We start from the raw sequence: 13308 nt of genomic DNA on the forward strand, positions 1-13308 counted from the left end.
CGCGAAGAAGAGGGGCGCCGCTTGAGGGAGCGGCCGGTGTCGGTTGACATCTCCGAGAGTGGCGGAGAAGTCACGAGACACCGCGCGGCCGGTCGCCAGATGATCGAAGAGTGACGCGAAGTGATCTATCCAGATGATCCGCCCTCGTCGCTCAGAGACCACCCCACCGGTCGACGGGCCACAGGATGACGGTTGCTCTGCCGACGATCTGGTCGCGTTTCACCCATCGCCAGCAGGCGGAATCCGCGTCCAGCGCACGGCACGCGACCGCACCGTCGGCGGACGCCGCACGGTGATCGCCCAGCACCAGATAGGACCCCGTCGGCACGCTGATCTCCGGCAGACACCGCAGCGAGGCAGGCTCCGTCGCGCAGTCGATCGTGCCGCGGGTGAACGGCAGGTCTTCGAAGACATAGGGCTCGTCGAGAGGCTCGCCGTCCACGAGCAGCCGACCCTGCTCGTCGCAGCACGAGACGGTCTGACCCGGGCCGGCGATGACGCGCTTGATCAGCGTGTGCGGCCCGGAAGGCCCGAACCCCGTCACTTCCCCGAGTCGGCGCAGGGCTGACTTCAGCAGGTCTTCATCAGCGGTGCCGTCCGACCCCCATGTCTCATCGGCGTCGAAGACCACGACGTCGCCGGTACTCGGTTCGGAGCCGATGTAAGCCAGACGGTTGACCAGCACACGGTCGCCCGGCATCAGGGTCTGCTCCATCGAGCCGGAGGGCACGTAGTACGGTTTTGCGACGAACGAGAGCACCGCTCCGACCACGATGAAGGCGGCGATCAGGTGGAACCAGGTGCTGCCGGTGATCCGTCGCCAGAGCGGGCGGGGCGGGGCGCCGTCGTCAGGGGTCACGGCTCAAGCATGCCCCAACCAGAGCCGGGCGTCCCGCCGCGTGGCTGATAGATTCAGAGGCATTGTCGCCGACGCGAGACTGAGGGGTGCACCCGCACATGGAGTTGAGGGACTATCTGCGCATCTTCCGCGCCCACTGGCTCGGCATGGCGCTCATCGTCGTGGGTGCCGTCGTCGTCGCCTTCGGGTGGACCCTGGTGCAGCCCAAGGTGTACACCGCGGATGCCACCGCGATCGTCCGGGCAGCCGGCACCGACGACCTCGGCATGATCTCGCTGGGCAACAACATCGCCAACCAGCGGGTGAAGACCTACGTCGAACTCGGTTCCTCGCGTGCCGTGGCTGGCCGCGTGATCGAAGAGCTCGGTCTGAAACAGTCGCCGGAGCGCCTGGTGGGTCAAGTCTCCGTCGCGAACCCGATCGACACGACCTCCCTGCGCGTCACCGCGGACGCATCGACCCCCGAGCAGGCGCGTGACATCGCCGAGACCTGGGTGCGCGCGATGGCCGCCGAGGTCAACATCCTCGAGACGGCTGACCCGGCCACGCAGGGAACCGTGTTCCTCAGCCCGCTCGACTCCGCCCGGCTGCCCAGCAGTCCGTCGTCTCCGAACACCCGCCTGGCCCTCGCGATCGGCGCGCTGGCCGGTCTTGCGCTCGCCGTCGGGTATGGCCTCCTCCGCTACACCCTCGATCGCCGCATCCGTTCCGTCGACAGCGTCGAGCGCGAGACCGGCGTCGCCGTCGTGGGCACCGTGCCCGAGGAGAAGACGTTCACCTCCGACGACCGTCTCATCCCCTTCGACGGCGGCAACTCCGCCACCAGCTCCAAAGCCCATCTCTTCGCGATCGCCGAGGCGATGCGCGAGCTGCGCACCAACATCCAGTTCATGGACGTCGACAATCCTCCGCGGGTCATGGTGATCACCAGCCCTCTGCCCGGCGACGGCAAATCCACCACCGCCTCCAACCTCGCGATCACCCTCGCCTCCAGCGGACAGAAGGTCGTGCTCGTCGACGGCGACCTGCGCCGCCCCATGGTCGACACGATCTTCGGACTGCCGAAGGGTGCGGGGCTGTCCGACGTTCTGGCGGGCCGCGCCGAGCTCGCCGACGTCGCCCACCGGGTCGGCACGAGCGGCCGTCTGCTGGTGATCGGCGCGGGCAAGATCCCGCCCAACCCGAGCGAGGTCCTCGGCTCCGCCCGGATGAAGGAGCTGCTCGAGGCGATCGCCCGTGAGGCCATCGTCATCGTCGACGCACCGCCGCTCGTGCCGGTGACGGACGCCGCCGTGCTCGCACACAGCACCGACGGCGCGATCGTGGTCGCCACGGTCGGAAAGACGACCTTCGAAGTGCTCGGCAAAGCTCTCGGCAACCTCGAGCGCGCCGGTGCCAGGCCACTGGGCATCGTGCTCAACCGCGTTCCGCGCCGCGGCAGCGGGGCCGCGTACTACGGGTATCAGTACCACGGCGACTACTACCGGCAGGAAGAGGAGGCCGATTCCGGCGACTTCAGCGTCGGACCGGATGCCTTGAGATCCGCCTTCGAGAACGACGGAGCGCCTTCCGACGCGCCGCGCCGACGCAGCACTCACCGGGCGTCGTGATCGGACCTCTCGTCGTCGACGTCCTCGGTCTGCGCGTCGGGATCGAGGCGGGCGACGACCTCGACGGTGCGCAGCGGGATGACGTCGCATCCGCGTGGTCGGGGGCGCTCGCGAGCGGGCACGGCCCCATCGATCTGACAGTGCCGTTCCGCTCGGGCGATGACTTCGACCGCGCCATGGAGCGGCTCACCGTCGATGTCACTCTCGCGGCCCTGCACGCGAGGCGGGGAAGCTCGCTGATGTTCCACGCTGCCGGAGTGGCGGACGAGGCCGGACGCGTCGCGGCCTTCGTCGGGCCCTCGGGACGCGGCAAGACGACCCTCAGCCGCGCTCTCGGCGAGCGCTACGGATACGTCTCCGACGAGACGATCGCCGTGGATGCCGACCGCCGGGTGCAGCCCTACCGCAAACCGCTCTCCGTGGTGCGCGAGCGCGCGCCCAAGAAGCAGGTCTCTCCCGCCGAGGCAGGACTCAAAGCCCTCCCGGATGCCTCCCTGCACCTGTCGGCACTCGTCCTGATCGACCGCGACCCTCGACGCACGGAGCCTGAGGTCCTTCCGGTCCCGCTGGCCGAGGCGCTTCCTGAACTCGTACCGCAGATGAGCTACCTGCGCGACCACGCCCGACCCCTGCATGCCATCGCTGCGCTGTGCACGACGATCGGCGGGGTGCGCCGGCTGCGGTATCCCGACGCCTCGACGGTGCCCGTGATGCTTCCCGAACTGCTCGACGCGCCTTTCGGCCCATCGGACTGGGCGCCTGTGCCGCCCGCCACGGACACCGGACCCTTTGACACCAGCGGGGTGGCTGACGCGATCATGACCGACGGATTCCTGATCGTCATGGCGGAGGCGGTCGTGCACGTCCTCGATGGAATCGCACCGGTCATCTGGCTGGCCGCCGCGCAGGGACACGACCTGGATGGCATCGTTCAGTCGGTCACCGCGGAGTTCGGCGCTCCGCCCGAGGGGGATGCCCGCACGCTCGTGCAGGGTGCCCTCCAGGAGCTGATGGGCGCCGGAGTGCTCCGACAGCGCTGACAGCCGCGCGTCGGCGATTCACTCGGCAGCGGTCGCGGCCGAGCGGCGCAGTTCCGTGGGCGAAGGCGAGCCCTCGGCCTGCAGGGCACGGCGCAGCTGCAGAGCCGACGTGAAGCCCGCATACCGCGACACTTCGTCCACGGTGAGGCCCGAGTACAACGGGTTGCGCAGCATCGACTCCGCCAGCTCGACCCGCATGCGTCGAAGCAGCTCGGCGGGGGTGATGCCGGCGCGCGCGAACGCGCGCTGCAGCTGTCGGGGGGAGATGTGCAGCTCGTCCGCCAACTGCGGCGTGGAGAAGTGCGGATCCTCGCGGTGCATCATCATCACCGAGCGCGCCCGCTCCATGAGCGAGCTCGGGCGCTGACCCGTCTCCACCGAATGCTGTTCCACCAGCGCGCCGAACGTCATCTCGACCAGCAGCCGCTCGATCGCGTATCGCGACATGGAGGAGCCCTCGTCACGATGGCGGACCACTGCTCTCGCGAACGCGCGGAATCCGACGGTGAGCGGGGAGTCATGCAGCACCGTCGTGTCGGGCACCCCGCCTTCCATGAACTCGCGCAGCAGCAGCTCAGGGACCCAGACCGCCAGCACCTCCGCCCCCGGGTGCCAGGGGAGCGTCACCTCTGCGGTCGGGGGAAGGAAGAGTCCCACGGAGGTGGGCTCCGAGGGCGCGTCGGACGCGCTGGGCACCGGTCCTCCGTCCAGGGGGAACAGGACGGCGGTGCTGCTCAGAACCGACCTCATCCGCCTGCCGGAGGATGGTGCCCACAGCCAGGAGCCGTCGCGCACGCGGTGGTACGTGACCGTGATAGAGCGGAACGTACGCGTGGCGACCAGCCCGGACACGTGGGTGGGTATGCCCAGATGTGCGGAGAGAAGTGACGCGACGCTCGAACGTGACATGGCTGCGATGAGACCGGTAGTGATGCGATGGTGCTTCGTCGCGGACCTGCGGCGAATACTCGGTAGGCTACCAATCGTGCCAGGCGGGGGGAGTCCATCGGTGAACATCGCGGACGACGTCGCGTGGACGTCGAATGAGCTCCGCGTCGTCGCGATGGATCTCAGCAGTCCTGGTGCCACTCCGTACGTGCTCGAGGACAGCGCCGCGCTGATCTGGCAGGAGATCGCCGCCACAGGCCGGATCCGCGTCGACGAGCTGACGCGACGGCTGTCCGAGCAGTTCGACATCGAAGCGGCCAGGATCCAGACCGATGTCGAGACGCTGCTGGCCGACCTGGTCGCACGCCGCCTGCTCAGCGGCTGATCCAGGCTCGCAGCGGGCAGTTTGTCAGAATGGTCACGACCGGGAGGGTGCTGTGCAGCGCGAACAGGCGAGTTTCACGCTCACCGAGGCGAACGAGCTCGCGCATGCGCTGCTCGCCCGAATCGGTCAGGACCGCGGGATCCGGACGCTCTCCATCAAGGGCGTCGTCGCCGACCGGTATCAGCTAAGGCGCCCGCGCGTGGCAGCGGACGCCGATGTCATCGTCGATCCGGCCCGGTTCGACGAATTCTGCACAGCGCTCGGTCAACACCGCTGGCACCTGCGGGTGGAGCGCGAGGTCCCTTCGCTGCTCGGCCCGCACTCGGTCACCTTCATCCGCGACGACTGGCCCAATGACATCGACGCGCACGTGAGGTTCCCGGGATTCTTCGCGGACGATCAGACCGTCTTCGAGCGCCTGTGGCAGACGCGGTCGCGGATGCGGGTCGCTCACGTCGACATCGCCGTGCCGTCGCGCGGTGCCAGCGCCGTGATCGCGGCGCTGCACGCGGTGCGGTATTCGAAATCCGCCAGACATGCCGGCGAGCTGGAGCAGGTGGCCGACCTCCTCACGGACGGATTCACCGCCGAGGAACGCGCCGAGTTCACCGATGTGGCTCGCATCGGTCGCGCGCAATGGGTGCTGCGCGACCTCTTCGAACGGATCGATCAGACCATCGAGGTCGATGCGGATCCTCGTCAGCAGAGGCTGTGGAGCACCAACCGCGCGACCATCGAAGACGGCGCGGCCGTCTCGTGGCTCACGCAGCTGGCGGCCGCCCCCTGGCCTCGCAAGCCGGGCATCCTCGCACGCGCGCTGTGGATCTCTCGCGCCGACATCCCCCGCAACGACTCGCGACGGCTGCCGACCGCGCGTGAGGCCTGGGCGCATCGAGCGCTGCGCTGGAAGCGCGGCGCCGTCGCACTGGGGCGCTACCTCAGCTCCCAGGAGCGATCCTGAGCGGGCGTCGGGTCAGCTGAACGCGAAGCGGGTGATCCTCTCGACCTGCCCGAGCGGCGGCAGCATCTGCGACGCGGAAAGCTCGTACACCTTCGCGGACTGCCGGTACGGGTCGATGACGTCCTCATCGGCCGTGGCACGAGGCACGATGCCTCGCTGACCCGCGACCGCCTGCACCAGGGCATTGAGACGTGAGCGAGGATCCGCCTCGTCGCCGGCGATCTCACGCAGTGCATCATCGTCGAGCGTGGCGGCGAGGCGCGCGAACTGCCGGACCGTGAACGTGCGGTGCAGCCGGCGCGGCGCCAGCTGCACCGCAGTCGAGCTGTGCTGCGCTGTCATCGTCAGCACGAGATCGGCTCCCTCCATCAGGTCCTTGGTGAGAAGCCGGGCCCGGTGGGACGCCGCCCGGGCGACGGAGATGCCGTTGCGCTCGGCCAGCTCACGGGCCGGTGCGGGCATGCCGTGTCCCACGAGCGCCTGCGTGCCGGCGCTGTGCACCCGCACGTCGAGGTCGGCCAGCCGAGTCGCCAGCACCGCCTCGGCCAGGGGCGAGCGGCAGATGTTGCCGGTGCACACGGTGATGATGTTCGGCTGCGGGTCGGGCACCGCTTCATCACGTGCATCCCCGAACAGACCGGCGAGCGAGAATTCGGATTCCGAGGCCGATCGATGCATGCTCACAGCCTAAGCCGTCGAGTCGCTCCGGCTGCCCGATACGATGTACCCCGTGACCGCCGCCACCGACCTGCCGCTGTCTCCGTATCGAGAGATCGACCGCGCCGACTGGGCGCGCCTTTCCGCAGGTCTGGACCAGCCGCTCAGCGAGACCGAGATCGTCGGCATCCGCGGTATCGGCGACCGGCTCAACCTCGACGAGGTGCGCGAGGTCTACATGCCGATCAGCCGTCTGCTGAGCCTCTACGCGTCGTCGATCCGGCGTCTGGGTGCGGCGACCAGCGAATTCCTCCAGGAGGACGACGACTCCACCACACCGTTCATCGTCGGCGTCGCCGGGTCCGTGGCGGTGGGCAAATCGACCATCGCGCGTCTGCTGCGCGAGCTGATGAGCCGCTGGCCGGGCACGCCACGCGTGGAGCTGGTCACCACCGATGGTTTCCTGTACCCGAACGCCGAGCTCGAGCGGCGCGGCCTGATGGAGCGCAAGGGATTCCCGGAGTCGTACGACCGCCGCGCTCTGATCTCCTTCCTCACCGAGGTCAAGAGCGGAGCGGCCGAAGTGCGCGCGCCGTTCTACTCGCACATGCGCTACGACATCGTGCCCGACGCGCACGTCGTCGTGCGGCGTCCCGACGTGGTCATCGTCGAGGGGCTGAACGTGCTGCAGCCGCCGCCCGCACCGAATGACGTGGCGGTCAGCGACCTGTTCGACTTCTCGATCTACGTCGACGCCGCCCCCGAGCACATCGAGCGCTGGTACATCGACCGCTTCCTCGCCCTGCGCCAGGGGGCCTTCAGCAACCCGTCGTCGTACTTCAACGTGTTCGCCCACCTCACCGACGACGAGGCGGTGACGACCGCGCTGGGCTATTGGAACGAGATCAACATGCCCAACCTCGTCGAGAACGTCATGCCCACCAGGCACCGCGCCACGCTCGTGCTGCGCAAGGGCGCCGATCACGCCGTCGAGAGCGTGCAGCTGCGCAAGGTCTGACCGGTCCGGCGACGGCATCCGCGGGTTCGTTCGGCGTCCTCGCAAATTGTCCCGATTATTCTGGGACTCATGTGTGGAATCGTCGGATACGTGGGCCCGCGCCCCAGCCAGAACATCCTTCTCGCCGGGCTCGCCCGTCTGGAGTATCGCGGCTATGACTCGGCCGGCATCGCCGTCATCGATTCCGACGGTCACCTGGGGATGCGCAAGAAGGCCGGCAAGCTGGCCATGCTGCGCGATTCCCTCGCGGATGCCTCGCTGGCGGAGGGCACGACCGGCATCGGCCACACCCGGTGGGCGACCCATGGCGGCCCCACCGACGTCAATGCGCACCCCCACCTGGCCGATGACGGCAAGCTTGCCGTCATCCACAACGGCATCATCGAGAATTTCGCGCCCCTGCGTGACGAGCTGATCGCCGAGGGCGTCACCTTCCTCAGCGAGACCGACACCGAAGTCGCCGCAGCGCTGCTCGGTCGCGAGTACCGCCGCACCGGCGACCTGCAGGAGGCGTTCCGCGGCGTCGTGAACCGCCTCGAGGGCGCATTCACGCTGCTCGCCATGCACGAGGACCAGCCGGGTCTCGTCGTCGGCGCGCGTCGCAACTCGCCGCTGGTGATCGGTCTGGGTGACGGGGAGAACTTCCTCGGCTCCGACGTCGCCGCGTTCATCGAGCACACCCGCAGCGCCCTTGCCATCGGCCAGGACCAGATGGTCGCGATCACCCCGTCCGAGGTCATGGTCACCGACTTCGAGGGCAACGCCGTCGAGGCCCAGCCGTTCGACGTCTCCTGGGACGCCGCGGCGGCGGAGAAGGGCGGCTGGCCGTCGTTCATGGCCAAGGAGGTCGCCGAGCAGCCCGAGGCCGTCGCGAACACCATTCGCGGCCGCATCCACGACGGCCAGGTCGTCATCCCGGAGCTGGACGGACTCGACGAGCTGTTCGTCGGCATCAACCGCGTCATCATCACCGCCTGCGGCACCGCGTCGTACGCGGCCCTGGTCGGCAAGTACGCGATCGAGCAGTGGGCGCGCGTCGCGACGGATGTCGAACTCGCGCACGAGTTCCGCTATCGCGACCCGGTCATCGGCGACGACACCCTGGTCGTCTCCATCAGCCAGTCCGGCGAGACCATGGACACGCTGATGGCCGTGAAGTACGCGCACGAGCGCGGAGCGCGCACCCTGTCGATCTGCAACACGCAGGGCGCGACGATCCCCCGCGAATCGGATGCCGTCGTCTACACGCACGCGGGACCCGAGGTCGCCGTCGCCTCCACCAAGGCGTTCTCCGCGCAGATCACGGCTCTGCTGCTGCTGGGCCTGCACATGGGCCGCGTGCGCGGCACCCTGGCATCCGACGCCGCCGATGCCGCCGCCGAGTTGCAGGCCCTCCCTGAGAAGGTCGCGCAGGTGCTCGCCGAGGAGAAGGATCACGTCGAGCAGCTGGCGGGCTGGATGGCCGACACCCGGTCGGTGCTGTTCCTCGGCCGGCACGTCGGCTACCCGATCGCTCTGGAGGGTGCGCTCAAGCTCAAGGAGATCTCCTACATCCACGCCGAGGGCTTCGCCGCCGGTGAACTCAAGCACGGCCCGATCGCCCTGATCGAGCCCGGCCAGCCCGTGTTCGTGCTGGTCCCGTCGCCGCGTCACTCCGCACTGATCCACTCCAAGGTCGTCTCGAACATCCAGGAGATCCGCGCGCGCGGTGCACGAGTGATCGTCGTCGCCGAAGAGGGCGACGCCGCCGTGCTGCCCTACGCGGACGAGGTCATCCGCATCCCCCTCGCTTCACCGCTGTTCGAGCCGATCCTCTCGGTGGTGCCGCTGCAGATCTTCGCCATGGCGCTCGCGACGGCCAAGGGGCTGGACGTCGACCAGCCGCGCAACCTCGCCAAGTCCGTCACGGTGGAGTGAGCCTCGGCCGCCCGCGCGAACCGCAACGTCAGCGCAAGACCGTCTCAAGATAGCCCTCGTTCTCCCTCCCACCCGGGGAGGCGACGGTCTCGAACCCGTAACCTGGGACGTGCGCTTCGGTCCTCTGGCGGGAGTCGTCAACTGGGGCTGGGCCCATCGCGGGCCCGCGGACATATCTGGGGGCCAGAGGCCGAGCGCGCTCTCCCCGCCGGCGTGCCCGCCTCCTGACCGTGCGCGAGGGCACACGACCGCCGCGAGAGGGCGGCGGCTCAGTTCGAGATGTCGGCGGTGAGCCGGTAGCCCACTCCCCGCACCGTCTCGATGTACCGAGGCTGCACGGCATGATCGCCGAGCTTGCGTCGCAGATTCGTCATGTGCGCCTCGACCGCCCGCTTGTCTGCGTCGCCGACGAAGGGAATGGTCTCCTGGGATCCCCCGCGCAGGGCCACCGCGAGGTCGGTCTTGCTGCGCACCCGCCGCTTCGACTCCATCAGTGCGCTCAGCAGATCGAACTCCGTGCGGGTGAGATCGACCTCGCGCTCCTGCACCAGCACGATCCGCGCGTCGGCGTTCAGGCGCAGGTCGCGGTGCGTGGTCCAGCCCGCCTCGGAGCCGGCCCTGGTCGAGACGGATCCCGGGGATGCCGGCTCGTTCTGCGGCGCAGGAGCCGAACCAGGGGCGGCGGGGCGGCTGCGTCGCAGCAGCGCATCGATCCGGGCGCGCAGCTCCCGCGGACGGAACGGCTTGTTCAGATACACATCGGCGCCGGCGGAGAGTCCCAGGACCACGTCCGCCTCCTCGTCCAGTGCGGTCAGCATGATGATGAGCGTGTCGCTCTGCGCGCGGATGCGTCGAGCGGCCTCGAACCCGTCGATGCCCGGCATGTTCACGTCCAGGGTCGTGATGAGCGGCTGATGGGCGAGCACGGCGCGCACTCCGTCGATGCCGTTGTCGACCGCGATGGTCGAGAACCCCGCAGATTCCAGCACCTCGGCGAGCAGATGACGCACGTCGGGGTCGTCCTCGACGACCACTGCGGTCTTGGGGACTTCGCCGTCGGACATGGAAGTGCTTTCAGGGGAGCGGATGCGAGCTGGGGAGCGCTCCGGTCATGCTACCGCCACGTCAGCCCAGGAGGCGGGAGCGCGGAGCAGCGTCGTGGCGCGACGGCTTCTCGTCGTCGGCGCTGACGCGCACCCACCGGTCGCCGCCGTCCTCCTGCGCGGACCGTGCCGCCTGCGAGGCCGCCGTGACCAGCGCCTCGAAGTCGTAACCGACCACGGACACCCCGGCCCAGCCCGCGCTCGCGGAGAGCCGCACCGGCGTCGGCGCATCATCGGGCGTGGAGACCCGTTCCAGGAGTTCGGTCAGCAACTCGCGAATGCTCCCGTTGGGTCGAGGCAGGAGCACCACGAAACAGGTGGGGTTCATCCGCTCGATATCGGCATCCGCCGGAAGGACGCTGTCGACGTCGCGGGCGAACCTCTCGCAGAGCACGTCGAAGGCGGTCGCACTGGTCGCCAGACGCAGGTCGTCCGCGTCGTCGAGGCGGATGTCCAGGAGTGACCACCATTGATCGCCCGCGGCGCGGGCGCGGTTCAGGCGGTTGCTCGCGATCCGCTCGAAATCGCCGTGCGGCGAGACGCTCGCGGCGTCGCCGCGCAGGGTGAGCAGCAGCAGTGTCACCAGCGTGCAGACGAGATACACGGTCATCCCGATCAGGTTGATCGAACGGAGGAACTGCAGACTGTCGTCGGTGCCCACCGCGCCGCCGGCGACGAGGGAGCCGTTGATGATCGTGATCGCCGCGAACACCACGAAGGCGACCGACACGCCGATCAGCGGGATCGTCTCCTCTCGGCGCTGCGGCCCCAGTCGCACGAGCTCGACGACGGTGAGGACGGCGAAGATCGCCATGACCGAGAATGCCACGCGGAACGCCACACCGTACACGCCGAGGGATGTCGACAGCAGCAGCGCTGCCGGAGTGAGGACCACCAGTGCGACGGAGAGGGCGGTGAACCTGCGCCGCTGGTCGCGGTACGCGCGCAGACCCGACCACAGCAGCGGCATCGATGCCACCGCCAGGCCCGAGCCCACCGCACGCAGCTCGGCCGGATAGACGAGATCCTGGGCGAGCCACACGTACGATCCGACCATCGCGACGGCGAAGGCCGCTGCCCAGATCGCCGTGGCTCGGGAGGGCCGGGAGAGGAAGGCCAGACCGATGAAGATGATGGTGGACAGCGTGGAGACCGCAATGACCGGCATCACGAGCGTCGACGTGATCATGGGAGGTTCCGTTCACCTGAAGGATCATGATGGGCGGGGAGGACGACAGTCACCTCGCTGCCGCGCCCCAAGGCGCTGCGCATGTCGATGCGCCCGCCGGCCGCGGTGACGATGTCCCGGGAGATGCTGAGCCCCAGGCCGGTGCCGGGGATGCCGCGTTCGCGGGCCAGCTCGGTGCGGAACGCACGGTCGAAGATGTGCGGCAGGTCCTCCTCCGAGACCCCGATGCCGTTGTCTCTGATCGTCAGCGCGACCTCATCGGCGCCGTGCCGGGGAATCTGCACCCGTACCCGCCCGCCGCGTTGGGAGTACTTGATCGCGTTGCCGATGACGTTGTCGATCAGCTGACGCATCCGGAACTCGTCGCCGCACATCCTCAGCGGTTCCCCGAGGTCCGCCTCGACCGTGACGCCCGACGAGTCCGCGGCGGGCGCGAACGCCTCCAGTGAGGCGCGCGCGACGTCCGCCAGGTCGAACTCGACGTCGGCGTCGTCGGTGCGAGCGGACGAGGTGCCCAGTGCCCGGTCGATCAGCACCTGCATGCGGCTTCCCGCTCGCTCGACGACCTCGAGATGCTCACGGGCGGAATCGTGCAGGTCGTCGCGCTCCAGCAGCACATCGACATGGCCGAGGATGGCAGTGAGCGGGTTGCGCAGCTCGTGTGAGATCGTGCGGCGGGTGGCATCCTCGCCCGCGCGCGCGTCGGCGGTCTCGGTGATCTCCTCGACGATGAGAAGGAGACCGTCACCGGTCACCACGCCTCGCCCGATCGGCTTCGTCGACGTTCTCACCGCACGCCATCTTCCGTCGATGCCGAACAGCCAGACGATCCGGTCCGTGAACAGCTCGCCGCGAGCAGCGCGGGCGATGGAGGTGTCACGAGCAGGAATGGCCTCGCCCCGACGTGTGCGGTACTCCACGACGGGTGTCGGGTGGAATCGCGAGGCCGTGTCCAGAGCGAAGAGCGTGCGGAACGTGTCGTTGGACACCTCGACCAGTCCACCCGAGTCCACCCGCGCGACGCCGATGTCGAGCGAGTTCAGCACCCGGAGGTTGCGGGCCTTCTGCTCATTGACGCGTCGCAGCGCGTGCGCGAGTCGGTCCGACTGCGCGTTCAGCAGCCGACGGGCGGAGCGGTTGCGTTCAGAGCCGACGGCCATGAACACCCCGACGAAGACCAGGGTGAGCATCAGCATCAGCATGTTGATGGTGGATTCGGCCGTGACGCCCACGACGAACAGGCCGATCAGCCCCAGGAGGAGCGTGAGCGAGAGCATGCCTACCAGCACCGCGACGGAGAAGTACGACGCGGCCCACGCCACCGGGAAGACCCAGAGGAATGCGGCGGATGTGGCACCCCCGGCGGCGATCAGTGCCACCGCGACGGCATCGAGGACCGGCAGGACGAGGATGGCGCCGGAGCCGACGAGGTGCCAGGGGACGGCCAGCGAGACGATCGTGACCACGAGGACCAGCAGCATCCCCGCGCTGAAGCGGGCGTCGGTGAACCGGGCGGGCGTCAGAAGCGCGGCCCCGGCGCCACCGGCGACCACCGAGAACGCGATGATGAACTGCCAGTGCCAGATGGAGCGGCTGCGCCTGTCGCCGAAGTACTGGACCGCGGGCGACGACGCGGCCCGCGATCGCTGCAACATGAGCGAATACTACCCAACAGCCTCCG

12 protein-coding genes are annotated in these 13308 nt (G+C 68.9%); 6 read left to right on the top strand and 6 right to left on the bottom strand.

Annotated elements, in window-relative coordinates:
• Nucleotides 1-151: 151 nt before the first annotated feature.
• Nucleotides 152-859 carry a signal peptidase I gene (lepB, locus tag ACFQY2_RS06610; protein WP_378744869.1) on the bottom strand — a complete coding sequence of 236 codons (708 nt, stop codon included), beginning with the start codon at nucleotides 857-859 and terminating at the stop codon, nucleotides 152-154.
• 98 nt (nucleotides 860-957) lie between these two features.
• Here lepB and ACFQY2_RS06615 point away from each other — a divergent pair, with 98 nt between their 5' ends.
• Both ACFQY2_RS06615 and ACFQY2_RS06620 read left to right on the top strand, forming a co-directional pair.
• Nucleotides 958-2469, top strand: coding sequence for a polysaccharide biosynthesis tyrosine autokinase (locus tag ACFQY2_RS06615; RefSeq protein ID WP_378744870.1), 1512 nt, complete (start codon nucleotides 958-960; stop codon nucleotides 2467-2469).
• On the top strand, nucleotides 2466-3509 hold the full coding sequence (locus tag ACFQY2_RS06620) for a hypothetical protein (protein WP_378744871.1): 1044 nt from the start codon (nucleotides 2466-2468) through the stop codon (nucleotides 3507-3509). The genes ACFQY2_RS06615 and ACFQY2_RS06620 overlap by 4 nt, the downstream gene beginning before the upstream one ends.
• Before the next feature lie 18 nt (nucleotides 3510-3527).
• Here the strand turns inward: ACFQY2_RS06620 and ACFQY2_RS06625 are convergent, their stop codons facing one another.
• On the bottom strand, nucleotides 3528-4418 hold the full coding sequence (locus ACFQY2_RS06625; protein ID WP_378744872.1) for a helix-turn-helix domain-containing protein: 891 nt from the start codon (nucleotides 4416-4418) through the stop codon (nucleotides 3528-3530).
• A gap of 100 nt (nucleotides 4419-4518) precedes the next feature.
• Between ACFQY2_RS06625 and ACFQY2_RS06630 the strand changes: the two genes are divergently transcribed.
• Both ACFQY2_RS06630 and ACFQY2_RS06635 read left to right on the top strand, forming a co-directional pair.
• Nucleotides 4519-4782, top strand: coding sequence for a PqqD family protein (locus tag ACFQY2_RS06630; RefSeq protein WP_378744873.1), 264 nt, complete (start codon nucleotides 4519-4521; stop codon nucleotides 4780-4782).
• Between the two features lie 52 nt (nucleotides 4783-4834).
• A complete protein-coding gene (locus tag ACFQY2_RS06635; protein ID WP_378744874.1) occupies nucleotides 4835-5743 on the top strand; it encodes a hypothetical protein in 909 nt (302 codons plus the stop codon).
• A gap of 12 nt (nucleotides 5744-5755) precedes the next feature.
• On the opposite strand, the gene ACFQY2_RS06640 is transcribed toward ACFQY2_RS06635, so the two are convergent.
• A complete protein-coding gene (locus ACFQY2_RS06640; RefSeq protein ID WP_378744875.1) occupies nucleotides 5756-6421 on the bottom strand; it encodes a low molecular weight phosphatase family protein in 666 nt (221 codons plus the stop codon).
• A 43-nt stretch (nucleotides 6422-6464) separates the two neighbouring features.
• On the opposite strand from ACFQY2_RS06640, the gene coaA reads away from it, so the two are divergent.
• Nucleotides 6465-7418: a type I pantothenate kinase gene (gene coaA / locus ACFQY2_RS06645; protein ID WP_378744876.1), complete on the top strand. Its 954-nt coding sequence runs from the start codon at nucleotides 6465-6467 to the stop codon at nucleotides 7416-7418.
• 69 nt (nucleotides 7419-7487) lie between these two features.
• Entirely contained in the window at nucleotides 7488-9335 is a 1848-nt protein-coding gene (glmS, locus tag ACFQY2_RS06650) for a glutamine--fructose-6-phosphate transaminase (isomerizing) (protein ID WP_378744878.1), read from the top strand.
• Nucleotides 9336-9604: 269 nt separating this feature from the next.
• On the opposite strand, the gene ACFQY2_RS06655 is transcribed toward glmS, so the two are convergent.
• The 3 genes from ACFQY2_RS06655 to ACFQY2_RS06665 all read right to left on the bottom strand — a co-directional run bounded on the left by ACFQY2_RS06655 (nucleotide 9605) and on the right by ACFQY2_RS06665 (nucleotide 13282).
• Entirely contained in the window at nucleotides 9605-10399 is a 795-nt protein-coding gene (locus ACFQY2_RS06655) for a response regulator transcription factor (protein ID WP_378744879.1), read from the bottom strand.
• Nucleotides 10400-10460: 61 nt separating this feature from the next.
• Nucleotides 10461-11627, bottom strand: a complete 1167-nt coding sequence (locus tag ACFQY2_RS06660; RefSeq protein ID WP_378744880.1) for a hypothetical protein — start codon at nucleotides 11625-11627, stop codon at nucleotides 10461-10463.
• Nucleotides 11624-13282, bottom strand: a complete 1659-nt coding sequence (locus ACFQY2_RS06665; RefSeq protein WP_378744881.1) for a sensor histidine kinase — start codon at nucleotides 13280-13282, stop codon at nucleotides 11624-11626. Before ACFQY2_RS06665 ends, ACFQY2_RS06660 begins: the two co-directional genes overlap by 4 nt.
• Between the last annotated feature and the right edge of the window lie 26 nt (nucleotides 13283-13308).

Source organism: Microbacterium sp. GCM10027623 (genome assembly GCF_042666935.1).
In the GTDB taxonomy this organism is placed as follows: Bacteria; Actinomycetota; Actinomycetes; order Actinomycetales; family Microbacteriaceae; genus Microbacterium.